The 24,960-nt window shown below is 63.6% G+C and carries 18 protein-coding genes and 1 pseudogene; 11 read left to right on the forward strand and 8 right to left on the reverse strand.

Annotated elements, in window-relative coordinates; translation table 11 throughout:
* Positions 1–223: pseudogene (locus tag VFE81_RS25925) on the forward strand (folate-binding protein); the annotation flags it as partial.
* A gap of 90 nt (positions 224–313) precedes the next feature.
* Complete coding sequence (locus VFE81_RS25930) at positions 314–1,159, forward strand: NRDE family protein (RefSeq protein ID WP_325047315.1); 846 nt, start codon at positions 314–316, stop codon at positions 1,157–1,159.
* 32 nt (positions 1,160–1,191) lie between these two features.
* Here VFE81_RS25930 and VFE81_RS25935 read toward each other — a convergent pair whose 3' ends face one another.
* The 4 genes from VFE81_RS25935 to VFE81_RS25950 form a co-directional block, all read right to left on the reverse strand.
* Positions 1,192–2,151, reverse strand: coding sequence for an alpha/beta hydrolase (locus VFE81_RS25935; protein ID WP_325047316.1), 960 nt, complete (start codon positions 2,149–2,151; stop codon positions 1,192–1,194).
* Between the two features lie 187 nt (positions 2,152–2,338).
* The gene (locus VFE81_RS25940) at positions 2,339–3,229 is read right to left on the reverse strand and encodes an SDR family oxidoreductase (RefSeq protein WP_325047317.1); all 891 of its coding nucleotides are present in this window, start codon (positions 3,227–3,229) and stop codon (positions 2,339–2,341) included.
* Positions 3,230–3,398: 169 nt separating this feature from the next.
* Positions 3,399–4,397 (reverse strand): NADP-dependent oxidoreductase, encoded by a 999-nt coding sequence (locus VFE81_RS25945; protein WP_325047318.1) that lies wholly within the window; start codon positions 4,395–4,397, stop codon positions 3,399–3,401.
* A gap of 115 nt (positions 4,398–4,512) precedes the next feature.
* Positions 4,513–4,998: a PaaI family thioesterase gene (locus VFE81_RS25950; RefSeq protein WP_325047319.1), complete on the reverse strand. Its 486-nt coding sequence runs from the start codon at positions 4,996–4,998 to the stop codon at positions 4,513–4,515.
* 422 nt (positions 4,999–5,420) lie between these two features.
* Here VFE81_RS25950 and VFE81_RS25955 point away from each other — a divergent pair, with 422 nt between their 5' ends.
* Entirely contained in the window at positions 5,421–5,954 is a 534-nt protein-coding gene (locus VFE81_RS25955; protein WP_325047320.1) for an LEA type 2 family protein, read from the forward strand.
* A gap of 167 nt (positions 5,955–6,121) precedes the next feature.
* Here the strand turns inward: VFE81_RS25955 and VFE81_RS25960 are convergent, their stop codons facing one another.
* The 3 genes from VFE81_RS25960 to VFE81_RS25970 all read right to left on the reverse strand — a co-directional run bounded on the left by VFE81_RS25960 (position 6,122) and on the right by VFE81_RS25970 (position 11,353).
* The gene (locus tag VFE81_RS25960) at positions 6,122–7,300 is read right to left on the reverse strand and encodes an acetyl-CoA C-acyltransferase (protein ID WP_325047321.1); all 1,179 of its coding nucleotides are present in this window, start codon (positions 7,298–7,300) and stop codon (positions 6,122–6,124) included.
* Positions 7,301–7,398: 98 nt separating this feature from the next.
* On the reverse strand, positions 7,399–9,513 hold the full coding sequence (locus VFE81_RS25965) for a 3-hydroxyacyl-CoA dehydrogenase NAD-binding domain-containing protein (RefSeq protein WP_325047322.1): 2,115 nt from the start codon (positions 9,511–9,513) through the stop codon (positions 7,399–7,401).
* A 154-nt stretch (positions 9,514–9,667) separates the two neighbouring features.
* Positions 9,668–11,353 (reverse strand): 3-(methylthio)propionyl-CoA ligase, encoded by a 1,686-nt coding sequence (locus tag VFE81_RS25970; RefSeq protein WP_325047323.1) that lies wholly within the window; start codon positions 11,351–11,353, stop codon positions 9,668–9,670.
* A gap of 246 nt (positions 11,354–11,599) precedes the next feature.
* On the opposite strand from VFE81_RS25970, the gene VFE81_RS25975 reads away from it, so the two are divergent.
* The 5 genes from VFE81_RS25975 to VFE81_RS25995 all read left to right on the forward strand — a co-directional run bounded on the left by VFE81_RS25975 (position 11,600) and on the right by VFE81_RS25995 (position 15,452).
* Positions 11,600–13,156 (forward strand): protein adenylyltransferase SelO, encoded by a 1,557-nt coding sequence (locus VFE81_RS25975; RefSeq protein ID WP_325047324.1) that lies wholly within the window; start codon positions 11,600–11,602, stop codon positions 13,154–13,156.
* Between the two features lie 92 nt (positions 13,157–13,248).
* Complete coding sequence (msrB, locus tag VFE81_RS25980; RefSeq protein ID WP_325047325.1) at positions 13,249–13,671, forward strand: peptide-methionine (R)-S-oxide reductase MsrB; 423 nt, start codon at positions 13,249–13,251, stop codon at positions 13,669–13,671.
* A gap of 143 nt (positions 13,672–13,814) precedes the next feature.
* Complete coding sequence (locus tag VFE81_RS25985; protein ID WP_325047326.1) at positions 13,815–14,345, forward strand: septation protein A; 531 nt, start codon at positions 13,815–13,817, stop codon at positions 14,343–14,345.
* 1 nt (position 14,346) lies between these two features.
* Positions 14,347–14,661 carry a BolA family protein gene (locus tag VFE81_RS25990; RefSeq protein WP_325047327.1) on the forward strand — a complete coding sequence of 105 codons (315 nt, stop codon included), beginning with the start codon at positions 14,347–14,349 and terminating at the stop codon, positions 14,659–14,661.
* Between the two features lie 11 nt (positions 14,662–14,672).
* Complete coding sequence (locus VFE81_RS25995; RefSeq protein ID WP_325047328.1) at positions 14,673–15,452, forward strand: peptidylprolyl isomerase; 780 nt, start codon at positions 14,673–14,675, stop codon at positions 15,450–15,452.
* Between the two features lie 135 nt (positions 15,453–15,587).
* Here VFE81_RS25995 and purL read toward each other — a convergent pair whose 3' ends face one another.
* A complete protein-coding gene (gene purL, locus VFE81_RS26000) occupies positions 15,588–19,709 on the reverse strand; it encodes a phosphoribosylformylglycinamidine synthase (protein WP_325047329.1) in 4,122 nt (1,373 codons plus the stop codon).
* A 339-nt stretch (positions 19,710–20,048) separates the two neighbouring features.
* On the opposite strand from purL, the gene VFE81_RS26005 reads away from it, so the two are divergent.
* The 3 genes from VFE81_RS26005 to pgi form a co-directional block, all read left to right on the forward strand.
* Complete coding sequence (locus tag VFE81_RS26005; protein ID WP_325047330.1) at positions 20,049–21,347, forward strand: FAD-dependent oxidoreductase; 1,299 nt, start codon at positions 20,049–20,051, stop codon at positions 21,345–21,347.
* A 270-nt stretch (positions 21,348–21,617) separates the two neighbouring features.
* The gene (locus VFE81_RS26010) at positions 21,618–23,231 is read left to right on the forward strand and encodes an NAD(P)H-hydrate dehydratase (RefSeq protein ID WP_325047331.1); all 1,614 of its coding nucleotides are present in this window, start codon (positions 21,618–21,620) and stop codon (positions 23,229–23,231) included.
* 406 nt (positions 23,232–23,637) lie between these two features.
* A partial coding sequence (pgi, locus tag VFE81_RS26015; RefSeq protein ID WP_325047332.1) for a glucose-6-phosphate isomerase occupies positions 23,638–24,960 on the forward strand: 1,323 nt, incomplete at its 3' end.

Below are 24,960 nucleotides of genomic sequence, written 5' to 3' on the forward strand. Positions count from 1 at the left end.
ACTGGAGACGGTCAAGGCCGGTGCCGAACTGTTCCACTCGGACGATCCGGGCCAGCCGTGCGGGATGGTGGTGAATGCGGCGTCGGCGCCGGAGGGTGGCGTCGATGTGCTGGTGGAGATCAAGCTGGTGGCACTCGAAGGCGGTTCGGTGCATCTGGGCGCCGCGGATGGTCAGACGCTGACGTTCCTGCCGTTGCCGTACGGGTTGCCGACTGAGGTTTAAGCTCCCGAGCCAGAGCCCGAGCGGCGCAATCAAGCGCCGCTTTTTCCTGGCATCTGTTACGCCACCGCCTCCACCGGGAGACTCCACCGGATGTGCCTTATCGTTTTCGACTGGCGACCCGACGCGGTCGATGGGCCGCTCTTCACGCTCGCCGCGAATCGCGACGAATTTTTTCGCCGTACTGCCGAACCGATCAGCTGGTGGCATCACGCGCCGACCGTGCTGGCCGGCCGCGATCTGGTGGGCGGCGGCACGTGGCTCGGCATGTCGCGCAACGGCAGGTTCGCCGCGCTGACCAATTACCGTGCGCCGCATGAAATGCGCGCCGATGCGCCGACCCGCGGCACGCTTGTCAGCGACTGGCTCAGCGGCTCGGGCAATGACTCAGGCAACGGCCAGCGGGAAACGCCGCTCGACTATCTGCAACACGTCGCGCAAACCGGCGACATCTATAACGGCTTCAATCTGCTCGTCGGCGACTGGACGCGCCGCGAGCTCGGCTGGTATTGCAACCGGTCGAACGTCGCGCCCACGCTGCTCGCGGCCGGCACGCACGGCATCTCGAACGCGGTGCTCGATGCCGCGTGGCCAAAGCTGGTCACGAAGCGCACGGAACTGGGCGCCATGCTCACGCGTGACGCGATGCCGCCTCTCGAACGGCTGATCGATCTGATGCGCGATCCGCGCCTTGCCCGTGACGATGAATTGCCGTCCACCGGCATTCCGCTCGAACGGGAGCGGGCGTTGTCGGCGGCATTTATCGAAACGCCGGAATATGGCACGCGGGGCACAACCGCCGTGCGCGTGGTCGCGCTCGGCGAGGTGATCAGCGTAGCGGCCGCCGAACGCAGCGACGACAACGGCTCGCATCGGATCGTGCGACCCGGTGACTTCGAGCGAAGCTTTGCGTTTAACGTTGAACGCGAGATCGCCTGAGGCGTGTTTGACGGCTGCCGGGTCGATGCAGACTACTCAACCCCGAACGCCGCCCTTAATGCCGCGGCGGCATCGGCGTGTGCCTGCGCGACGTCGGCCACGAAGCCGCCCATCTTGAAGAACTCGTGAATCATGCCCGCGTAGCGTTGCAGCGCGACCTGATTGCCCGCCGCGCGCAGTTTCTCCGCATACGCATCGCCTTCATCACTCAAAGGATCGTATTCGGCGGTCGCGATCCATGCCGGCGCGAGGCCGCTGAAATCGGGCGCGCCGCGCGTGCCGTCGAGCGGTGCGAAACGCCAGTCGTCGCGATCACGCTTATCGCGCACGTATTGATCGAAGAACCATTGAATCGTGTCGCCCGACAGCAGGAAACCGTTGGCGAGGCGCGAGTGCGAATCGGTTTGCTGATAGCTGGTGGCGCCCGGATAGATCAACAATTGCAGGACGAGCTTGATACCCGTGTCGCGTGCCAGCACCGCGCATACCGTTGCCAGCGTGCCGCCCGCGCTATCGCCGCCCACGGCCAGCCGCGCTGCGTCGATGCCGTATTCCGCGGCATGCGCGTGCAGCCAGGTCAACGCATCGAACGCGTCTTCAACGGCGGTGGGAAATTTGTGCTCGGGCGCGAGCCGGTAATCGACCGACAGTACCGCGCACTTGCCATCGCGCGCGAACATCCGGCACAACGCATCGTGCGTATCGACGCTGCCGACCGTGAAGCCGCCGCCATGGTAATACACCAGCGCCGGCGCAGGCTCGGCCCAGCTCGGCTCGACAGCTTGATAAAGACGCGCGCGAATCGTCGTGCCGTCGCGCGTCGGCACTTGCAGGTCTTCGACCGCGAACATCGGCGCGCTCGCGATCTCCAGAATCGGCGCGCTTTTTTCATACGACGCGCGCGCCTGTTGCGGGGTCAACTCGTGAAGCTGCGGGCGTTTCGCGCGCGCGATCATGTCGAGTACCTGCTCGAGCTTCGGATTCAGCGGCATTGGGCGTCTGGTGGCGCGTGGGCGCCGAACGTTAGTGGGTAAAAAATGGCTAAGCGGCGGGACAGGCTATAGCGCGAACTGCAAAAACCCGGCAAAACCGGCGGCCTGTTTCAAATACCAGAGGCAACAACCGTGAAGAAACCGGCGGAAGACCAATGAAAAATCCACCGTAGGATGCCGTGACCGCCTAGCTCGCGTTCTTCACTTCAGGCTTCAGCGACATCGGATCAGTCGGGTTACGCAACTGCTCGATATCCTCGTGACGCAGCTTCACCGTCGCCATGATGCCCGGATGCGTGACGATGTAAAAACGCCGTGCGGCGATCGCTTCGAACGTGATCTCGGCGACATCGGCCGCGGTCAGCTTGCCCGATTGAACCGCGCGTTGCAGTTGCCTGCCGGCGGCAATCTGCGAGCGGGTCGGGCCGCTATCGTTGCGCAGTTCCGCGGGCCGCGCGCGTTCCGCGTCGGCGATGCCGGTCGGTACGAAGGCCGGGCACAACAGTGAACAGCCGACCTCCCCGCCACCCGCCGGTTTTGCCGCCTGTGCGAGTTGCAGGTCGTGATAGAGCGTCTCCGTGAGCGACACGACGGCGTGCTTCGAGGCGTTGTAGATGCCCATCGCGGGCGGCGACAACAAGCCCGCCACCGACGCCGTGTTGACGATGTGCGCAGGTTCGTTCTGCCGCAGCATGATCGGTGTGAAGGCGCGCACACCGTGCGCGACGCCCATTACGTTGACGTTGAACACCCACGCCCAGTCGTTCGCCGAGCTTTCCCAGAGGAAGCCGCCCGAGCCCACCCCTGCGTTATTGAACAGAAGATGCACCTTGCCGAAGGCGTCGAGCGCCGCTTGCGCGAGCGCTTCGACCTGGGCGGCGTCGGACACGTCGGTCGGCACGCCGATAGCCTCGGCGCCGCCGGCGCGCAATGCGTCGACGGTTTGGAGAAGCGCCTCGGGATTCACGTCGGCGAGCACGAGTTTCATGCCGAGCGACGCCCCCTTCTCCGCGAATGCGCGGCCGAAACCGCTTGCCGCACCGGTGATCACCGCCACCCTGCCTTCGAATTCAAACATCTTTTTTCTCCTGGGTTTATCGGCTCGGATCTATCGACTGGGGTATATGGCAGGGGTCCATCGGCTCGGGTTTATCGGGTCGGGTTGACCGGCTTAGGCCCATCGACAAATGGCCATCGCCATGAATCGCGTGGGTCGCTCGATAGCCGCCTGCCGCCAGCCGCCGCGCTCAGATCAGCTTGACGAGCTGCTTGCCGAAGTTCTTCCCCTTCAGAAGACCGATAAACGCCTCAGGCGCCCCATCGAGTCCTTGCGCGATGGTCTCGCGGTATTGCAGCTTCTTCTGCGCGACCAGCGTGCCGAGTTGTTTGAGCGCTTCGGGCCATACATCCATATGCTCGCTGACGATGAAGCCCTGCACCAGCAGCCGCTGCGTGAGCATCAGCGACGGATGCTTGAGCGGCAGCGGCTGGCCGTCGTAGCCTGCGATAAACCCGCACAGCGCAATGCGGCCGAACGCGTTCATGCGCGCGAGCGTCACGTCGAGCACTTCGCCGCCGACATTCTCGAAGTAGCCATCGACGCCATCCGGCGTGACGGCTTTGAGGTCCTGATACAGATTGCCGGCCTTATAGTCGACGCAGGCATCGAAGCCGAGCGTCTCGACCACATAGCGGCACTTGTCCGCACCACCCGCAATGCCGACCGCGCGCGCGCCGGCCAGCTTCGCCAGTTGCCCGACCACGCTGCCCACCGCGCCGCTTGCCGCGCTGACCACCACGGTTTCGCCCGCCTTCGGCACGATGATCCGGTTCAGGCCATACCAGGCCGTCACGCCCGGCATGCCGACCGGGCCGAGATACGCCGACAGCGGCACGTGCGTATCGTCGACTTTCTGCACGCCCGCACCGTTCGAGGTGCCGTACTCCTGCCAGCCGAACATCGCAACAACCTTATCGCCGGGCGCGAACTTCGGATTCTTCGACTCCACCACTTCGCCCACCGTGCCGCCGATCATCACTTCGTTGAGCGGCTGCGGCGCTGCGTATGACTTGCTGTCATTCATCCGGCCGCGCATGTACGGATCGAGCGACAGGAAGTGATTGCGCACGCGGAATTCGCCATCGGCGAGCGGCGCAAGCGGGGTTTCGACGAGCTTGAAGTTATCGGGCGTAACTGCGCCTTGCGGACGCGAAGCCAGCACGAGTTGACGGTTGATCTGGGGCATGACGATCGTCTCCATGGGTTACCGATGTGATCGGCGAGTAATTCGAACGAACGGCGTCTGCAAAAACCAGAGCCAGCGCGCACGGCTCTCAACACGCGCGCTGGCCATCCGGCACTTAGCCGTCGCTTGGGCCGGGTTTCGCCGAAGGGTCGCTGCGCAAACGCTGTTGCGTCACGTCGCGGCCCACGGCGAGACGCCGCATATATTTGAAGGTGCCGAGCGCTTTGGCGACAAAGTGGCCTTCGCTGTCGCGGATCTCGCCTTCGCAATAGGCCATGGTGGTCGAGCGGTGTAGTACACGGCCGGTAGCGCGCAATTCGCCGCGGCCCGGTTGCATGAAGTTGACCTTCATCTCGACGGTGACCACGCCGATGCCGTCGCCGGCCAGACTGCGCGCGGCCATGGCGAGCGCGACGTCGGCGAGCGTCATGGTCACGCCGCCATGCGCGACATTCCACGTGTTCATGTGATCGTGCTGCAGCGGCAGCACGACTTCGCTGACACCGTCTGCCGCCGACACGAGTTGTGCCCCGAGTCGATCGACGAAGGGGCTTTCGGGCAACGACGCGCTGCCCGTTTTAGATGAGGATGAATCGGTCATTGCTGATTTCAGATTTCGTAGTCGACACATTCACGCAATTCGCGCACCAGGCCTGGCGCGAAAGTCCCCAGGCTTCGGGCTGCCCGGACCTGCGCTCAACGGCGCACGCACGCAGCAGGAGATGATAACCGCTATGGCGTTCGTGCATGCGTCGCCATCCGTGCCGCCAGGCGCCCTAACCGGCGCACGGCTTCGTCGGTTTGATCGAGATCGGTACTCGGACAACTCAGGCGCTCCGCCGGGTTCGTCGTCGCGCCATGGCGCGCTGAAAACGAGCGGCGCCGCTTCATCAGTCAAGCCGTGTGCAAGCTGACGAGCCTCGTCAAAACGCGGCTGCAGCGCGCCACCTGAAACGTCTCTACCGGCACAGAACGGCCCGCTACAATGCATGACCCAAACCCGCTTCCTCCGAGGTGCCGGTCATGTCCTACCTTCGCATACTGCTGTCCCGCCGTCACGCCCGTCTGGCCACGATCCTTGCCGTCGTCACGCTGACGCTCAACGGCTGCGCCGGCCTGTTCGGCGGCGACCCTTTGCGCGTGAACGTAGCCGGCATCGAACCGCTCGACGGTCAGGGACTGGAGATGCGCTTCAATGTCAAACTGCGCGTACAGAATCCCAATGAATCCGCTGTCAACTTCGACGGCGTGTCGCTTGCTCTTGAACTGAACGGCAAGCCATTCGCCAGCGGTGTCAGCGATCAGAGCGGCACCGTGCCGCGCTTCGGCGAAACGGTCGTCAATATACCGCTGACAGTGCCCGCCTTCGCCGCGGTTCGCCAGGCTTTCGCCTTTGCGGGCGCCGTGCAAGCGGGCGCCGTGCAAGCGGGCGCCGTGCAGTCGGGACAAATACCGTACATCCTGCGCGGCAAACTCGCCGGTGGCCTGACAAGCACGACACGCTTCGTAGATCAAGGTACGTTAAGCCTGCCGGCGCTCGGTATGGCTTTGCCCTGATGCGAGCCGGTCCGCGTCACCAGTCGATGCCGGTGATGCATGCCGGCTACCAGACCAGGCCCGACTCACGCGGATAAAAAACGGGTGTCGTGGATTCAATGCCTGCACGTCACATCGCACCGAACCACACGACACCCGCTTTCAATCAAGCCCGCTTTCGCGCCCGATCAAACCACTTCGAACAGGCCCGCCGCACCCTGGCCGCCGCCGATACACATCGTCACGACGACCAGCTTCGCACCGCGCCGCTTGCCTTCGATCAGCGCATGGCCGGTCAGACGCGCGCCCGACACGCCATACGGATGGCCCACCGCAATCGCGCCGCCGTTCACGTTCAGGCGGTCGTGCGGAATGCCGAGCTTGTCGGCGCAATACAGCACCTGCACCGCGAACGCTTCGTTCAGCTCCCACAGATCGATGTCTTCGACCTTCAGGCCTGCCTGCTTGAGCAGCTTAGGCACCGCGAACACCGGGCCGATGCCCATCTCGTCCGGCTCGCAACCGGCCACCGCAAAGCCGCGGAAAATGCCGAGCGGTTGCAGACCTTCGCGCTCCGCGACTTTCGCGTTCATCACGACGCAAGCCGACGCGCCGTCCGAGAACTGGCTCGCATTGCCCGCGGTAATCACGCCACCCGGCATCGCGGTACGAATCTTCGACACGCCTTCGAGCGTCGTGTCGGCACGAATGCCTTCGTCGGCGCTGACCGTGACTTCCTTCGTGTAGAGACGGCCGGTCGCTTTGTCGGCGACACCGGCTAACACCGTCAACGGCACGATCTCGTCCTTGAACTTGCCGGCTTCGAGCGCGGCCGCGGCTCGCTGCTGCGAGCGCACGCCGTATTCGTCCTGACGCTCCTTCGAGATCGCGTAGCGCTTCGCAACGTTCTCGGCGGTTTGCAGCATGGACCAGTAGATTTCCGGCTTGTTCTTGCTCAGCCAGCCTTCGGTCACCATGTGGCGGTTCATCTCGTTCTGCACACACGAGATCGATTCCACGCCACCCGCGACGAACACATCGCCCTCACCGGCGATCACGCGTTGCGCCGCCAGCGCGATCGTTTGCAAACCCGACGAGCAGAAACGGTTCACCGTCATGCCCGGCACGCTGACCGGCAAACCGGCGCGCAGTGCGATCTGACGAGCGATGTTCATGCCCGTTGCGCCTTCCGGATTCGCGCAGCCCATGATCACGTCTTCGATGCGCGCGGGGTCCAGCTTCGCGCGCTCGACAGCGGCCTGCGTCGCATGGCCGCCGAGCGTCGCGCCGTGCGTCATGTTGAAACCGCCGCGCCATGATTTGGCGAGGCCCGTACGGGCGGTCGATACGATTACGGCGTCAGTCATGCATCTCTCCTACTTCCAGATATTGATGGTGGGCGCGCTGGCGGATCGCTCAGCCGCCCACTTCACGCATTTCATTCACACGGTGAACGGGCAAGCCCTCAACCGTTGAACCCACGGCCCTTCGCCGCGAGCTCCGCGATGCTCGGCGCCAATTGCCACGCGTCGCCATTCTGGCGTGACGCATAGCGGCGAATCGCGCGCTCGACGTTGTAGAGGCCAACCGTATCCGCGTACAGCATCGGACCGCCGCGATAGAGCGGGAAGCCGTAGCCAGTCAGATAAACCATGTCGATGTCCGACGCCTTCGACGCAATGCCTTCCTCGAGGATCTTCGCGCCTTCGTTGACGAGCGCGAACACGAGACGCTCGACGATTTCCTCGTCGCTGATCTTGCGGCGCTCGGCGTTGGTTTCCTTCGAGAACGCGGCGATCATCTCGTCGACCACTTTCGACGGATATGCGGTACGGTCGCCCGCCTTGTAGTCGTACCAGCCACCGCCGGTCTTCTGCCCGAAGCGCCCCGTCTCGCAGAGACGATCGGCGATCTTCGAGTAGTGCATGTCAGGATGTTCCTGATAGCGGCGCTTGCGGATCGCCCAGCCGATGTCGTTACCCGCCAGATCGCTCATGCGGAACGGGCCCATCGCGAAACCGAATTTCTCGATGGCCTTGTCCACTTGCGCGGGCAGCGCACCTTCTTCGAGCATGAAGAGCGCTTGCCGGATGTACTGCTCGATCATCCGGTTGCCGATAAAGCCGTCGCACACGCCTGAGACCACTGCGGTCTTCTTGATCTTCTTGGCGAGTTTCATGACGGTGGCAAGCACGTCTTTCGCCGTCTCCTTGCCGCGTACGACTTCGAGCAGCTTCATCACGTTGGCCGGGCTGAAGAAGTGCATGCCAACCACGTCCTGCGGACGCTTCGTGAAAGCGGCGATCTTGTCGACGTCCAGCGTGGACGTGTTCGACGCGAGGATCGCGCCGGGCTTCGCCACTTCGTCGAGACGCTTGAACACCTGCTCCTTGACGCCGAGTTCCTCGAACACCGCTTCGACGATCATGTCGGCGCTTTTCAGGTCGTCGTAGGAGAGCGTCGGCGTGATCAATGCCATGCGCTGTTCGAGCGCTTCGGGCTTGAGCTTGCCTTTCTTGACGGTGGCTTCGTAATTCTTGCGGATCGTGGCGATGCCGCGGTCGAGCGCTTCCTGCTTCGTTTCCAGCAGCGTGACCGGAATGCCCGCATTGATGAAGTTCATCGCGATGCCGCCGCCCATCGTGCCGGCGCCGATCACGGCCACCTGCTTGATGTCACGAACGGGAGTATCAGAAGGCACATCGGGAATCTTGCTCGCCGCGCGTTCGCCAAAGAACGCATGACGCAGCGCGAGGCTTTCCGGCGTCTGCACAAGCGCGATGAAGCATTCGCGTTCGAACGCGAGGCCCTTGTCGAAACCGTTCTGCACCCCCGCTTCCACCGCGTCGATGCACTTCAGCGGCGCCGGGAAATTCTTCGCCATCGCCCCGACCGTATTGCGCGTGAACTGGATGAAACCAGCGGCATTCGGATGCTCGATCTTACGATCGCGCACCTTCGGATGCGGGGCCGCTTTCGCGCCGACCTTGCGGGCAAACGCGAGCGCTGCTTCGGCCAGATCGCCTTCCACGACTTCGTCGAACAGGCCCGAGTCGGCCAGCCCGGGATGGGCCAGCCCTGGATGGGCCAGCTTCTCCGACATCACCGGTGCGCCGGAAACAATCATATTGAGTGCGGCTTCGAGGCCGATGGCGCGCGGCAAACGCTGCGTGCCGCCCGCGCCCGGCAGGATGCCGAGCTTCACTTCCGGCAGCGCGATCTGCGCGCCGGGTGCTGCGATCCGATAATGCGCGCCGAGCGCCAACTCAAGCCCGCCGCCCATGGCGACGCTGTGAATCGCGGCAATCACCGGCTTGACGCTGCTCTCGACGGTCTTGATGACCGTGGCGAGCGTCGGCTCCTGAGTCGCCTTGGGCGTGTTGAATTCGGTGATATCGGCGCCGCCAGAGAAGGCTTTGCCCGCGCCCGTCAGCACGATTGCCTTGATGGCCGGATCGTTCTGCGCGCGCTCGATCCCTTCGACGATACCGGCTCGAGTCGAGAGGCCGAGGCCGTTTACGGGGGGATTGTTCAGCGTAATGACGGCCACGCCGTCATGAGTTGTGTAGTCCACTGCCATCTGCCTGCCTCCATGCGATGAGGCGGCGCATGGCGCGCCGCCCGTCCGGTTTATCGAGTCGGCTCATTGTCCGACGCATTGTCTGACTAAGTGTCCGACTTTCCCGGGGTCAGCAGGCAGAATACACAAAAAAGCACGCTCGTTCAATTTATCGTTAGGCGGGGTTTCCCCTAGTGAGCGGACTCAGGGGGCAATCCTTTTCGTCTTCGAGTACGGACGGCAGGATGTGGTCGCGAAACGTGTCGCGCAATTTGAGTTTCTGCAGCTTGCCGGTGGCCGTGTGCGGGAGTTCGTCCACGAAAGCGACGTCGTCGGGAATCCACCATTTGGCGACCTTGCCGTCGTAGAACGCAAGCAGTTCTTCGCGTGTCACGTCGAAACCCGCCCGCTTGACGATCACCAGCAGCGGCCGCTCGGTCCATTTTGGATGCGCGCAGGCGATGCACGCGGCTTCGGCCACCGCCGGATGCGCGATCGCGACGTTCTCGATGTCGATCGAACTGATCCACTCGCCGCCCGACTTGATCACGTCTTTCGAGCGATCCGTGATGTGCAGGAAGCTGTCACGGTCGATGGTGGCGACGTCGCCGGTCGGGAACCAGCCGTCCACGAGCGGCGAATCGTCCTTGCGGAAATACCGGTCGATCACCCAAGGCCCGCGCACGTGCAGATCGCCGAACGCCACTCCATCCCAAGGCAGATCGCGCCCGTCTTCGCCGACGATCTTCATATCGACGCCGTACAGCACATGGCCCTGCTTTTCGAGCAGTTTGCGCTGCTCCGCCAACGGCCGCTGACTCTGTTCCCACGTCAGCTTCGACAAGGTACCGAGCGGCGACATTTCGGTCATGCCCCATGCATGGATCACCTGCACGCCGTACTCATCCTCGAACGTGCGCAGCATCGCCGGCGGGCACGCCGAGCCGCCGATCACCGTGCGATTCAGCGAGGAGAAACGTACCTTCGCCTCGCGCAGATAGTTGAGCAGGCCGAGCCACACGGTCGGCACGCCGGCCGAATACGTGACGCGTTCGCTTTCCATCAATTCATACAGCGATTTGCCGTCCAGATCCTTGCCGGGAAACACCAGTTTCGCGCCGGTCAGCGGCGCCGCGTGCGGAATGCCCCAGGCGTTCACATGGAACATCGGCACGACGGGCAGCACGGAGTCGCGCGCGGACAGGCTCATCGCATCGGGCAACGATGCACCGAATGCGTGCAGCACCGTCGAGCGATGCGAATACAACGCGCCTTTCGGGTTGCCGGTGGTGCCCGACGTATAGCAAAGGTAAGACGCCTGACGTTCGTCGAGTTGCGGCCATTCGTAGTTGCCGTCCTGCGCGTTGACGAGCGTTTCGTAGCTGAGCACCGGCGTTTGCATCTTCGGCAGATGCGCTTCGTCGGCCAGTGCGACCCAGCCGCGCACCTTGGGGCACTGCGGCGCGAGCGCATCGACGAGCGGTGCGAAGGTGGTGTCGAAGAGCACGTAGGCGTCGTCGGCGTGGTTGACGATGTAGGCAATCTGATCGGGAAAGAGGCGCGGATTGATCGTGTGGCACACAGCGCCGAAGCCCACTGTGCCGTAATACGCTTCCAGATGCCGGTATCCGTTCCATGCCAGCGTGCCCACCCGCTCCCCGGGCTCGACGCCAAGCGCGATCAGCGCTTGCGCCAGTTGCTTCGCGCGTTTTTCGCAGTCGCGGTAGGTGTAGCGATGCACGTCGCCTTCGATGCGCCGGGACACGATCTCGGTGTCGCCGAAATGCCGCGCGGCATGCGCGAGCAAGGAGGACACAGTGAGCGGCACGTCCATCATCTGGCCAAGCAGCGGCGTTGTCATAAAGAGAGATCTCCTCGCCTTGTTTGTGTCATTGGGGGTTACAGATCGGGGACTGCGCGGCGCGTTCCGCCAGGTCGCGCGGGACGCTCCGGTGGATCGCGTGGCGCGCCCTGAAACGGCACGGGATCGCTTTGGCAGGAGACGCCCGGCACATAGGCGCGGGTCTGGCTAAACCTTGGGCTAAGGGCCGGCCAGCAGCGCCGCGGGCGCCGACTTACAATATCGGTTAATCCAGAGGCGCTCAATATGTCGTTTTCCCCAAGCATTGCAGGGTTATCCGGGCCTTTAGCGGCTCTTTCCGACGCACTTACCACCTCGCCCGAAAGCGCCTTTGCGCGGCTCGGCAGCGCGTTTCTGACGCGCCTGCCCACAGCGCCGCTGAGTGCACCGTACGTGGTCGGGTTCTCCGAAGAAACCGCCGCATTGCTCGGTTTAGAGCCCGGACTCCAGAACGATCCGGGCTTTGCCGAACTGTTCTCCGGCAATGCCACGCGTGAATGGCCTTCCGAAGCACTGCCGTATGCGTCGGTGTATTCGGGGCACCAGTTCGGCGTGTGGGCCGGCCAGCTCGGCGACGGCCGCGCGCTCGGCCTCGGCGAAGTCGAACACGACGGACAACACTTCGAGCTGCAGCTCAAAGGCGCGGGCCGCACGCCCTATTCGCGCATGGGCGACGGCCGCGCCGTGCTGCGCTCGTCGATCCGCGAATATCTGTGTTCGGAAGCGATGCATCACCTTGGCATTCCGACCACGCGCGCGCTGTGCGTGATCGGCTCCGACCAGCCCGTGCGCCGCGAGGAAGTCGAAACCGCCGCAGTCGTCACGCGCGTGGCGCCAAGTTTCGTGCGCTTCGGGCACTTCGAGCATTTCTATTCGAACGATCGCGTCGATGCACTGCGCGCGCTCGCGGATCACGTGATCGATCGCTTCTATCCGCATTGCCGCGAGGCCGACGATCCGTATCTCGCGCTGCTGAACGAAGCGGTGATGTCGACGGCCGATCTGATGATCGAATGGCAAGCCGTCGGCTTCTGCCACGGCGTGATGAATACCGACAACATGTCGATCCTCGGCCTCACAATCGACTACGGCCCGTTCGGTTTCATGGACGGCTTCGATGCCGGCTACATCTGCAATCACTCTGACTCGCAAGGCCGCTACGCGTACAAGATGCAACCGCAGATCGCGTACTGGAATCTCTTTTGCCTCGCGCAGGGCCTGCTGCCGCTGCTGGGCGAGCAGCACGAGGAAAGCGTGCGCGGCGACAAGGCGATCGAAGACGCGCAGCGGGTGCTCGGCGGCTTCAAGGACCGCTTCGCACCGGCGCTGGAGAAACGCATGCGCGCGAAGCTGGGCCTCGAAAGCGAGCGCGAAGGCGATGACACCCTGGTCAACCGTCTGTTCGACGTGATGCACGCCAACCGGGCGGATTTCACGCTCACGTTCCGCAATCTGGCGCGCATTTCGAAGCACGACGCGAGCGGCGACGCGCCGGTGCGCGATCTGTTCCTCGACCGCGCCGCGTTCGACGCGTGGGTGAACGACTATCGCGCGCGTCTGTCCGAAGAAACACGCGACGACGCGGCCCGCGCCATTGCAATGAACCATGTGAACCCCAAATTCGTACTTCGCAATCATCTGGCGGAAACGGCGATCCGCCGGGCGAAAGAGAAAGATTTCGCCGAAGTCGAACGTTTGGCCGCCGTTCTGCGCCGTCCCTTCGACGAGCAGCCGGAAAACGAAGCGTATGCAGGATTACCGCCGGATTGGGCCAGCTCGCTGGAAGTGAGTTGCTCTTCGTGACGAGCCGAAGCCTTTGATTCTGCTGAAATCCGCTTGAACCGCTGGCGCTTTTAGCCGCACCCAAAAACAAGCCCGAGACAGGAAACCCGATCATGAATAAGCCCGACGACCTCAACACCGGCGCCCCCGCCGTGCGGAAAGACGACGCCGAGTGGCGCAACCAGCTCTCCGACATCGAATACCAGGTGACGCGTCACGCAGCGACCGAGCGCCCCTTCACCGGCCGCTATCATGACCACTGGGACCGTGGCATCTATGACTGCGTCTGCTGCGGCACGCCGCTGTTCGAATCGGACACCAAATTCGACGCCGGTTGCGGCTGGCCGAGCTACTTCAAGCCGATCAACGGCGAAGTGATTGCCGAGAAAACCGACCGCGCGCACGGCATGCTGCGCATCGAAGTGCAGTGCAAGAACTGCGGCGCGCATCTGGGCCATGTGTTCGAAGACGGACCGGCGCCGACCGGTCTGCGTTACTGCATCAATTCCGCTGCGTTACAATTCGAGCCCAAGTAACGCAGCGCGGAGTCCGGTGCCCGTTGAATGATGCGCGGCCGGCGTCTGTCATGAGGCGCCCGTTGGCCGCGACACCCTTCATCGCGCTTGCGAACCGGTCAACCCTCTTTCTCCGACCCACTCTCCGAAATCCCGACCAGATAATGAAATTCCTGTTCGATCTGTTCCCGATCATCCTGTTCTTCGTCGCCTTCAAGATATGGGGCATTTTCACGGCGACGGCAGTAGCGATCGTTGCCACACTGGTTCAGATCGCGTGGGTGGCATTTCGCCACCGCAAGGTCGATCCGATGCTGTGGGTGAGCCTCGGCGTCGTCACCGTATTCGGCGGCGCAACGCTCGTGCTGCACAACGACACCTTTATCAAATGGAAGCCGACCGTGTTGTACTGGGCGTTTTCGGTCGCGCTGATCGTCTCGCAACTGGCCTTCAACAAAAACCTGATCGAAGCGATGATGGGCAAGCAGATCACGCTGCCGCATGCGATCTGGGGCAAGCTGAATATCGTCTGGGCGATTTTCTTCGTGCTGCTCGGACTCGTTAACCTGTTCGTCGCGTATCACTACACGACCGACCAGTGGGTCAATTTCAAGCTGTTCGGTGCGACAGGCTTTCTGGTCGTGTTTATCGTCGGACAGAGTTTGTGGCTGTCGAAGTATATGAAGGAAGAATGACATGACGAGCGATGCTTTCATGCACGCCACCACCGTCGAGCGCGCCGCGCTGATCGAGGCGCGTCTCACCGCAGCGCTCGCGCCGGTCGCCTCGATCCAGATTACGGACGACAGCGCGCAGCACGCAGGCCACGCCGGCGCGTCCGCCGGCGGTCATTTCAGTGTCACGATCGTGGCGGCCGCATTCGCCGGTAAGGCCCGCGTGGCGCGGCATCGCATGGTGTATGATGCGCTGGCCGATGCCATGCAGCGCGGCATTCATGCCCTTGCAATCACGGCGTATACGCCCGAAGAATTCGCTTTGTTGCCCCGCTAGGAAAATTTCTGATGACCTTGAAGAAAACCCACCTTTGGGTATTGCTGGCTGCATTTGCCGCCGCACCTGCATTTGCACAGAACATCGCTGTCGTGAACGGCACACCGATTCCGAAAGCACGCGCCGACGCCCTGATCGATCAACTGGTTCATCAAGGCCAGCAAAACACGCCGCAACTGCAAATGGCCGTGCGTGAAGAGCTGGTGAACCGCGAAATCCTGATGCAGGAAGCACTGCGCCGCGGCCTGCCGAATCGTCCGGACATCAAGGCACAAATCGCGGTTGCACAGCAAACCGTCGTGCTGCGCGCGCTGATCGAAGACTTCGTGAAGAACAACACGCCGACCGACGCCGAAGTCACCGCGCGCTACAACTCGCTGGTCAAGGACGCGGGCGGCAAGGAATATCACCTGCACCACATCCTGGTCGACAATGAACAGCAAGCGAAGGATCTGATCGCCAAGATCAAGGCCGGCGCGAGCTTCGAAGACCTCGCCAAGCAATACTCGAAGGACCCGGGATCGGGCAAGAACGGCGGCGATCTGGACTGGTCGGACCCGAAGGCCTATGTGCCTGAATTCGCGGAAGCGGCCACGCATCTGCAGAAAGGCCAGATGACCGACACGCCGGTGCATACGCAATTCGGCTGGCACGTCATCCGTGTCGACGACGTGCGCAACATCACGCCGCCGCCGTTGGAACAAGTGCGTCCGCAGATCGTGCAGCAGATCCAGCAGGAAAAGCTGCAGGCATTCGAAGAAGGTCTGCGCAAGAACGCGAAGATTCAGTAAGCGTTTTTGTCGACTGCTTCAGAACAAAAAACCGCCCTCGGGCGGTTTTTTGTTTCTGCGGGTGCGGCTTTGATCCGACTCGCTTCTGCTGAAGCAAGGGCGCCGCTGCGATGAGCGACGGCCCCTGCCACATCATCAACCCAGCCAGCGGCGGGCGTTCTGGAACACGCGCAACCACGGGCTCGCGTCCGTGATGCCTTCGCCCCAACCTTCCGGATGCCAGCTCATTTGCACCGCGCGATGCACACGCTCGGTGTGCGGCATCAGCACGCTGAAACGGCCATCAGGCGTCGTGACCGACGTGATACCGTCCGGCGAACCGTTCGGGTTGAACGGATACTGCTCCGTTGCCTGACCACGGTGATCGACGTAACGCATCGCCACGGCCACCTTCGACGCATCGCCCTGCTGCGAGAAGTCCGCGTAACCTTCGCCGTGCGCAATCGCCACCGGAATGCGCGAGCCTTCCATGCCGGCAAAGAAGATCGACGGCGAAGCCTGCACTTCGACCAGCGAGAAACGCGCTTCGAATTTCTCCGACTTGTTGCGCGTGAACTTCGGCCAGGCTTCCGCGCCGGGGATCATCGATGCGAGGCTGCTCATCATCTGGCAGCCGTTGCAGATACCGAGCGCAAACGTGTCTTCGCGGCCGAAGAACGCGGCGAACATATCGGCCAGTTGCGAGTTGAAGCGGATCGCCTTGGCCCATCCTTCGCCTGCGCCCAGGGTATCGCCGTACGAGAAACCGCCGCACGCCACCGCGCCGGCAAAATCGGCCAGGTTGGCGCGGCCTGCCAGCAGGTCGCTCATGTGCACGTCGTGCGCGTCGAAGCCGGCGCGGTCGAATGCATAGGCCGTTTCGAGGTGTGAGTTCACGCCCTGCTCGCGCAGGATCGCGACGCGCGGGCGCGCTGCCTTGCCGACGCCCCGAAGGAAGTCCCCTTGGGGGATAAACGGCGCCGCGACATCTTCCGTCGGATCGAACGTGAGGATTGGCGAGATGCCCGGATCGGCCACGTCGGAGAGCGCGTCGTATTCGGCATCGGCGCAAGCCGGGTTGTCGCGCAGACGCGAAATGCGCCAGCTCACCTCGCTCCACGCGCGATGCAATTCGGTGCGCGGTGCGTCGTAGATCTTCTTCGCGTCGCGATAGATTTCTATCGTATCGCGCTCGTTGGTTTTGCCGATCACATGCGAGCATGCCGACAGACCGTGTTCGCGCAATGCGACCAGCACCGCGTCGCGGTCCGCCGCACGCACCTGAATGACGGCGCCGAGTTCCTCGGTGAAGAGCGCGCGGATCGTGCGGTCTTCACGACGGCCGCTGGTCTGCTTCGCCCAGTCTTTCGCGTCGCCGAAATCGGATTCGTGGTTCGGATCGAGCACCAGCATGTCGACGTTCAGCGATACGCCGACGTGACCGGCAAACGCCATTTCGCAAACCGTTGCCCACAGGCCGCCGTCTGAGCGGTCGTGGTACGCGAGCAGCTTGCCGTCGCTATTGAGCGACTGGATCGCAGTGAAGAAACGCTTCAGGTCTTCCGGATCATCGACGTCGGGCACCGTGTCGCCGACCTGCTGCGTGACTTGCGCGAGAATACTGCCGCCCAGACGATGCCTGGCGCGGCCGAGGTCGATCGCGATCAGCACGGAATCGCCCACACCATCCGCTCCGCTCGCGCGGCGCAGTTGCGGCGTGAGGTGCTGACGCACGTCTTCGACCGGTGCGAATGCCGTGATGATCAGCGAAACCGGCGCGACCACTTCCTTCGCAACGCCACGGTCTTCCCACTTCGTACGCATGGACAGCGAATCCTTGCCGACCGGAATGCTGATGCCAAGCGCCGGGCACAATTCCATGCCGATGGCCTTGACCGTGTCGTACAGCGCGGCGTCTTCGCCCGCTGCGCCGCATGCGGCCATCCAGTTCGCCGACAGCTTGAGCTTATCGAGCGACGCGATCGGCGCCGCCGCGATATTGGTGACCGCCTCGCCGACCGCCATGCGGCCCGACGCCGGCGCGTTGATCACGGCGAGCGGCGTACGCTCGGCCATGGTCATCGCCTCGCCGCGGAAGCCTGCATAGTCCATCGTCGTGATGGCGACGTCGGCAACCGGCACTTGCCACGGGCCGACCATCTGGTCGCGCGCGGTCGTGCCGCCGACCGAGCGGTCGCCGATCGTGATCAGGAACGACTTGCTGGCCACCGTAGGGTGACGCAGCACGCTGACCGCGACGTCCGACAACGCGATGCCGGTGACATCCACCGGTTCGAGTTTCGTTTCAACGCGCTTCACGTCGCGATGCATGCGCGGCGCCTTGCCGAGCAGCACTTCCATCGGCATGTCGACCGGCTCGTGTGCAGCGTCGCCGTTCGCTTCGGAATCGATCACCTTCAGCTGACGTTCGGCCGTGGCGGTGCCGACCACCGCGAACGGGCAGCGCTCGCGCTGGCACATCGCTTCGAAAGCCGGCAGATCGGCCGGCGCAATCGCCAGCACGTAACGCTCCTGCGCTTCGTTCGACCAGATTTCGCGCGGCGACAAACCGCTCTCTTCCAGTTGGATCTTGCGCAGATCGAAGATCGCGCCCTTGCTGGCACCGTCCACTACTTCCGGGAAGGCGTTCGACAAACCGCCCGCGCCCACGTCGTGAATGCTCAGAATCGGGTTCTTCTCGCCGAGTTGCCAGCACGCGTTGATCACTTCCTGCGCACGACGCTCGATTTCCGGATTGCCACGCTGGACCGAGTCGAAGTCGAGTTCGGCCGTGTTGGTGCCGGTCGCCATCGAACTGGCGGCGCCGCCGCCCATGCCGATGCGCATGCCCGGGCCGCCGATCTGGATCAGCAGCGAGCCTTCCGGCAGATCGTGCTTGTGCGTGTGCTGATCGGAGATATTGCCAATGCCGCCGGCGATCATGATCGGCTTGTGATAACCGCGCACCAGACCCGCAACGTTCTGCTCGTAAGCGCGGAAATAGCCGCCCAGATTCGGCCGGCCGAATTCGTTGTTGAACGCGGCGCCGCCGAGCGGGCCGTCGATCATGATTTGCAGCGGCGACGCGATGCGGTCAGGACGCCCGTAGGCTTCGTACTTGTCGTCCGGATTGCGATGTGCCAGCGGTTGTGCGGCGTCGCGCGCGTTTTCCCATGCTTCGACGCCGTCCGGCAATTCCAGGTTCGACACCGTGAAGCCCGCCAGACCCGCCTTCGGACGCGCGCCGCGGCCGGTTGCGCCTTCGTCGCGGATTTCGCCGCCCGAGCCGGTCGAGGCGCCCGGGAACGGCGAGATCGCCGTCGGGTGGTTATGCGTCTCTACCTTCATCAAGGTGTGCGTCAGTTCGACATTGCGGTGATAGTGCTCGGGCAACTCGTTTGCGCCGAGTTCAGCCGGCGTGCGCGGGAACCAGCGCTCGGCGATGCCGCCCGCCATGATCGCCGAGTTATCCGAATACGCGACGATCGTGCCCTGCGGATTCAGCTTCTCCGTGTTGCGGATCATGTTGAACAGCGAGATGTCCTGCTTCTCGCCGTCGATCGTCCAATCCGCGTTGAAAATCTTGTGACGGCAGTGCTCGCTGTTGGCCTGCGCGAACATCATCAGTTCGACGTCGGTCGGGTTGCGGCCGAGTTTCGTGAAGGCGTCGACCAGGTAGTCGATTTCGTCGTCGGCAAGCGCCAAGCCCAGTTCCGTGTTCGCCGCTTCCAGCGCGCCACGGCCATTGCTCAACACGTCGACGGTTTGTAGCGGCTTGGCCGGCAGTTCGTCGAACAGATGCAGCGCGTGGTCGCGCGAGGGCGACACACTCTCGGTCATGCGATCGTGCAGCGCTGTGGCGACGGCCGCGCGGGCTTCGTCGGACAGCGCTTTCTTGCCGCCCAGCAGACCGCCTTTCAACGTGACCGTGTATTCGACGCCACGCTCGATGCGGCGCACCTGCGTCAGGCCGCACAGATGGGCGATGTCGGTTGCCTTGCTGGCCCACGGCGACACCGTGCCGAAGCGCGGCACCACGAGGAAGGTTTCGGCCGTGCCGCGCTCTTTGGTTTCTTCAAGCGGATCGCCGTAGTGCATCAGCGCTTCGATCTTCGCGTTGTCATCCGCGGAAAGCGGGGTTTGCGCGTTGACGAAGTGCAGATATTGCCCGCGCACGCCGGTGATGTTGGCGTCGATGCGCGTCAGCGTTTCGAGCAGGCGGGTTTGACGGAAATCGGAAAGGGCCGAAGCGCCGGGGAAACACGAGAAGTGGGCCATGGACTTGACGTTGCGTCGCTAATGATGCCGATGAGTGATGCCGATGAGTCGCGCGTGAAGGCGACGTGAGGCGGAAAGGAAGTCCGGGATTATACCCCGGGAACGGGCTTCCAACGGGCTTCGCACCAGGGTTTTGGTGGGGTCCGCAGGGCGGCCCGGACGCGTCGTTGCGGCTTTCTGGCCGCGCGCTCGCGTGGCAGAGCCATCCTTTTGACTGCTATCATTCGCCCTTTCATCAGATCGGCGCGAGCGGCCTGAGTCATGCCGGGCAGCGCGCCGCATGCCACGCTTAACGGGAACGCGGCAGTTCGGCGGCCCGCCGGCAAATCGAATCAGATCATGGATGTCATCGTCATTGGCGGCGGGATTGCGGGCGTCGCCACCGCTTATCAACTGCGCGCGGCCGGCCACCGGGTATGCGTCGTCGAGCGCCACGCAACGGTCGCGCAAGGCGCGACCTATGGGCACGGCGGCACCGTGCTGCCAACGCCGCTCGACGTCTGGTTCGGCCCAACCTTCATGGCGAGCCGCCTGGGCGCCAGAAACGGCGTGATTAGCAAGGCCGGCTTTAACGGGCCGGCGCGCCAGTTCGTCAAGCAACTCAGCGCTTTGCAGGAGCCCGAGGCGTTCAGCAGCCAGTACGCGCGGCTGCGTCCGCTGATCGAAGCATCGCGTGACGCGATGGCAGATCTCGAAGCGCGCTTCGGGCTGGAATTCGAACAGGCAAGCGGCCTGCTCTATCTGGTGCGTTCCGAGCAGGAATGGCAGCAGACACAGACTGCGCTCGATCTGTTGCGCCAATACGAAGTCCCGCACCACGTGCTGACGCCGGCCGAATGTGCCGCGTACGAGCATTCCGTGCGGACCGAGCCAGAATTCGCCGGCGGCGTGCTGTTCGACCACGAGCGCACGGCTAATTGCCCGCTTTTCGCGAAACTGATCAAGCAGACCCTCGATACGCAAGACGGCGTGCAATTCATGCTGGGCTGCGAAGTCGCGGCGATCCGCCTCGAAGGTCAGCGTGCGGCGGTGGAACTGGCGCCGCGGCCGGGCGCGGCATCGCGTTCACGTGAAGTCGATGTGATCAACGCCGACGCGATCGTGGTCGCCGCGGGTTATGGCAGTCTGCCGCTACTCGAACGCCTGGGGCTGCGGCTACCGTTGCATCCGTTGCGCCTGCATAACCTGGTCGCGCCGATTGCGCACGAGGAATGCGCACCGCACGTCGCGATCGTCGACGCGGTCAAGCGGATTACGATCAACCGAATGAATCATCGCCTGCGGGTTGCGGGCGGTGCGGTACTGCAAAGCGCCGGGCAGATCGACAAACCGCTGGGCGAAGCATTGACCAAGGAAGCGCTGGCGCTGCTAGGCCAGGCGACTCACGACTGGATCCCAGGCGCGGCCCGGATCTCCGCCGCCTTGCCGTGGGAAGGCGTAAAACTGCTGTCGCCGGACGGAATGCCTGTGATCGGCAATGCGCTTCATCCGCGTCTGTTCGTGAACGCCGGCCACGGCCCGGCTGGTTGGGGTCTCGCATGCGGGGCGGGCAAACTGATCGCCGACCTGATCTCGGACAAGACCCCCGACGTCCCCGCAGACACGCTGGCCGCTCTGCGCGCGGACCGGTTCCAGTAAATGGCGGGCCCGCGCCGGCGCGGGCCCAAAAGCAGCGCGTGCGAAAAAGCAGGTGCCGCTTCTCGCGCCGGTCAGGCCAGGTCCGACGGCCAATCGGACACAACCAGCCCCAACCTGGCCTAATCAGGCCCAATCAGGCCCAATCAGGCCCAATCAGGCAATAACAAGGCCGGCCCAGGCCAACACGGCGCGCGCCCGGAGCATATCGGCACTACCATAGTGGCTCCCCAAGCTTCCTCACCTTGCCAAAGGTGAACTCCAAGCCTCGCCATGACAGTGTCCGAATCCACGCTCCCGACGTTAATCAGCCCGCACAACCGGGCATTGCCACTGCTCACGCTAACCGACCTGCGGATCCTTGAAACCCAGGCCGCGGCGACGCTACCTGAGCACACCTTGATGTCCCGCGCCGGTAAGGCAGCCGCGAGCTACTTGCGAGAACGGATCACGCGCAACACATCGATCGAAAAATCGAAGCACAAGGTATGGGTCGCGGCAGGCCCGGGCAACAATGGCGGCGACGCATTGATCATGGCCGCGGAACTGCACCGGGCAGGTATCGCTGTCGACCTTTGCATGCCGCTTGAAGTCAAGCCGGACGACGCCCGCTGGGCGCTCGATACAGCCCGCGCGGCAGGCGTAGCCATCACCACGACACCACCGGCCTCGCTGGAAAGCTATACATGGCTGGTGGACGGTATGTTCGGCATCGGCCTGACCCGCCCCCTGGAAGGCATCTTTGCCACCATTGCTCGCCAACTCTCGCAACGCACGAAAGCAAAGTCCAGAAGAGGCGGGGTTCTGGCGCTCGACACGCCAAGCGGCCTCGACAGCGACACTGGCACGGTAGTCGGCGAGAGACACGATCAACGCGAAAGCCAGAGCGATGGTGCCGCAGTTCACGCCACGCACACGATCACCTTCATCGGAGCGAAACCCGGTCTCTTCACGGCGCAGGGCCGCGATCTCGCCGGCATGGTAATAGTGGCGCCGATCGGCGTCGACAGCAGCACCCGTTCGGCCGTGCAACTCAACGCGCCCGAGCTTTTCGCCGCCTTTCTGCCGCCGCGCGACTTCGCCACCAACAAGGGCACCTTCGGCAGCCTCGCCGTGGTGGGCGGCGACACCGGTATGTGCGGCGCGCCGATCCTCGCCTCACGCGCGGCGCTCTACACCGGCGCGGGTAAAGTGCACGTCGCCCTGCTCGGCGACGGCGCCCCGCCCTACGATCCGCCGCATCCCGAACTGATGCTGCATGCGATCGACGATCTGCCACTCGACAAGATGGACGCGCTCGCCGTCGGCTGCGGCATGGGTCATCGCGACCGCGCCACACGCGTCATGCACGATGTGCTGCCGCTCGACGTGCCCAAACTGTTCGACGCCGACGCGCTCAATCTGATTTCGAAAGACCCGTCGCTCGCGGCCAAAGTCATCGCGCGTGGCGTGCAAGGCGATCCCTGCGTGCTAACGCCGCATCCGCTGGAAGCCGCGCGCCTGCTCGGCACCGACGCGCCGGGCGTGCAACGCGACCGCCTCGCTGCAGCGCGGGCGCTGGCTGCGCGCTTTGCCAGCGTGGTCGTGCTGAAAGGCACGGGCACCGTCATCGCGGCGCCGGACGGCCGCGTCGCGATCAATCCGACCGGTAATGCCGCACTCGCGACAGGCGGCACGGGTGACGTGCTGGGCGGCATCATCGGCGCGTTTCTGGCCCAGCACCTGCCGCGTTACGAAGCTTCGTTGGCGGGTGTCTACCTGCACGGCCTCGCCGCCGACAGGCTGAGCGCGCAAGGCTGCGGCCCGGCCGGCCTGACGGCGGGCGAACTCGCACCGATGGTGCGGACTTTGCTCAATCGTATGTTCTATCCGGCAGCGGCTGAGTGAAGCACCCTATGCGACCTCCCAAACCGGGCGTCTCAAATCGACCAACCGAAATGGAGCAGCTCAGATGAGCCGGCCCATCCCACACCCAATGGGCCAGCCCAAATCGGTCAACCCAAATCGGCCAGCCCCAATGGGCCGGCCCATCCCACAATTTGCAGACGATGCCCAAACCGCTGCCACCCGTCACACAACGCCGTTATACTGACCGACTGCGCCGCGCGTCAGATCATCGCGAGTTGCAGCGAAACTTCAGTGAGCCGGTTCGATCCCAGGCAGGCTCGCGAAGGTTCACAGCAATCCACCGCGAACCCGGTCGCGCGGCATCGCTCTAACAGCATCGTCGCATCATCCTCGGCAGCGCTTCACGCGCACGCCTTTCTTCGTGCCCCTTCGCTAGACGGACGCTATGACGCAGAACTCTCTCCCCTCCTGGTCCTCGCTGCAAACGCATTACGAGAAGATTCGCGATGCGCACATGCGCGACTGGTTCGCCCCCGAGAACGATCCCGCCCCTACCCGTGCTGAGCGCTTTGCGTTCGCGGGCGGCGGTCTCGCGGTCGATTTTTCAAAGAACCGCATCACCGACGAAACCCTGAAACTGCTGGTGCAGCTCGCGCGCGAAGCCGGCGTCGAGAAACGCCGCGACGCGATGTTCGCGGGCGAAGTCGTCAACCCGACCGAAGGCCGCGCCGCATTGCACACCGCGCTGCGCGCCACCGATCCGAAAGCGCCGTTCCATGCGCAGATCCAGGCCGAGCGCGCGAAAATGGCGGCGTTCGCCGACAAGGTCCGCAGCGGTGAATGGACCGGCTACACCGGCAAGCGGATTCGCTATGTCGTGAACATCGGCATCGGCGGCTCGGACCTCGGCCCGAAGATGGTCGTGCACGCGCTGCATCATCTGGCCACGCCCGAGATCACGACGCATTTCGTGTCGAATGTCGACGGCGCGGATCTGTACAACGTGATGCAGCAGATCGATCCCGAAGAGACGCTCGCGATCATCGTCTCCAAGACTTTCACCACGCTCGAAACAATGACCAACGCGCGCTCGCTGCGCGACTGGTTCGTCGAGAAAGGTTGCCCGGAAAGCGCACTGGCGAAGCACTTCGTCGGCGTGTCGGCCAATCCGTCTGAGGTGGTCAAGTTCGGTATCGCGAAAGAGAACGTGTTCGAGATGTGGGACTGGGTCGGCGGGCGTTATTCGCTGTGGTCGGCAGTGGGTCTGTCGATCATGATCGCAATCGGCCCGCAACAGTTCGGCGAACTGCTGGCCGGCGCCAACGAGATGGACCAGCATTTCCGCGACGCACCGCTCGAAAAAAATCTGCCGGTGCTGCTCGGCATGATCGGCATCTGGTATCGCAACTTCTTCGGCTCGCAAAGCTATCTGGTCGCGCCGTATTCGGAAGCGCTGCATTTCCTGCCGTCGTATCTGCAACAGCTCGAGATGGAGAGCAACGGCAAGTCTGCGCGCCTGGATGGCGTGATGGTCGACTATCCGACCGCCGCTGTGACGTGGGGTGAACCAGGCACGAATGGTCAGCATGCATTTTTTCAAATGCTGCACCAGGGTCCGACCATCGTGCCAATCGATTTCATCGCCGTGCTGACGCCGGAGCATCCGCTCGTCAGTCATCATCCGAAGCTGCTGGCGAACTGCTTTGCGCAAAGCGAAGCGCTGATGCTGGGCCGCACGCTCGAAGAAGCGAAGAAGGTCGCCGGTGCG

Origin of the sequence: Paraburkholderia sp., from assembly GCF_035656215.1 — a bacterium.
Taxonomy (GTDB): Bacteria; Pseudomonadota; Gammaproteobacteria; order Burkholderiales; family Burkholderiaceae; genus Paraburkholderia.

What these genes read in the sequence shown, in the direction of transcription:
- VFE81_RS25930 (WP_325047315.1), top strand. Translation starts at nt 314, where the DNA reads ATGTGCCTTATCGTTTTCGACTGGCGACCCGACGCGGTCGATGGGCCG.
- VFE81_RS25935 (WP_325047316.1), bottom strand. Translation starts at nt 2,151, where the DNA reads ATGCCGCTGAATCCGAAGCTCGAGCAGGTACTCGACATGATCGCGCGC.
- VFE81_RS25940 (WP_325047317.1), bottom strand. Translation starts at nt 3,229, where the DNA reads ATGTTTGAATTCGAAGGCAGGGTGGCGGTGATCACCGGTGCGGCAAGC.
- VFE81_RS25945 (WP_325047318.1), bottom strand. Translation starts at nt 4,397, where the DNA reads ATGCCCCAGATCAACCGTCAACTCGTGCTGGCTTCGCGTCCGCAAGGC.
- VFE81_RS25950 (WP_325047319.1), bottom strand. Translation starts at nt 4,998, where the DNA reads ATGACCGATTCATCCTCATCTAAAACGGGCAGCGCGTCGTTGCCCGAA.
- VFE81_RS25955 (WP_325047320.1), top strand. Translation starts at nt 5,421, where the DNA reads ATGTCCTACCTTCGCATACTGCTGTCCCGCCGTCACGCCCGTCTGGCC.
- VFE81_RS25960 (WP_325047321.1), bottom strand. Translation starts at nt 7,300, where the DNA reads ATGACTGACGCCGTAATCGTATCGACCGCCCGTACGGGCCTCGCCAAA.
- VFE81_RS25965 (WP_325047322.1), bottom strand. Translation starts at nt 9,513, where the DNA reads ATGGCAGTGGACTACACAACTCATGACGGCGTGGCCGTCATTACGCTG.
- VFE81_RS25970 (WP_325047323.1), bottom strand. Translation starts at nt 11,353, where the DNA reads ATGACAACGCCGCTGCTTGGCCAGATGATGGACGTGCCGCTCACTGTG.
- VFE81_RS25975 (WP_325047324.1), top strand. Translation starts at nt 11,600, where the DNA reads ATGTCGTTTTCCCCAAGCATTGCAGGGTTATCCGGGCCTTTAGCGGCT.
- msrB (WP_325047325.1), top strand. Translation starts at nt 13,249, where the DNA reads ATGAATAAGCCCGACGACCTCAACACCGGCGCCCCCGCCGTGCGGAAA.
- VFE81_RS25985 (WP_325047326.1), top strand. Translation starts at nt 13,815, where the DNA reads ATGAAATTCCTGTTCGATCTGTTCCCGATCATCCTGTTCTTCGTCGCC.
- VFE81_RS25990 (WP_325047327.1), top strand. Translation starts at nt 14,347, where the DNA reads ATGACGAGCGATGCTTTCATGCACGCCACCACCGTCGAGCGCGCCGCG.
- VFE81_RS25995 (WP_325047328.1), top strand. Translation starts at nt 14,673, where the DNA reads ATGACCTTGAAGAAAACCCACCTTTGGGTATTGCTGGCTGCATTTGCC.
- purL (WP_325047329.1), bottom strand. Translation starts at nt 19,709, where the DNA reads ATGGCCCACTTCTCGTGTTTCCCCGGCGCTTCGGCCCTTTCCGATTTC.
- VFE81_RS26005 (WP_325047330.1), top strand. Translation starts at nt 20,049, where the DNA reads ATGGATGTCATCGTCATTGGCGGCGGGATTGCGGGCGTCGCCACCGCT.
- VFE81_RS26010 (WP_325047331.1), top strand. Translation starts at nt 21,618, where the DNA reads ATGACAGTGTCCGAATCCACGCTCCCGACGTTAATCAGCCCGCACAAC.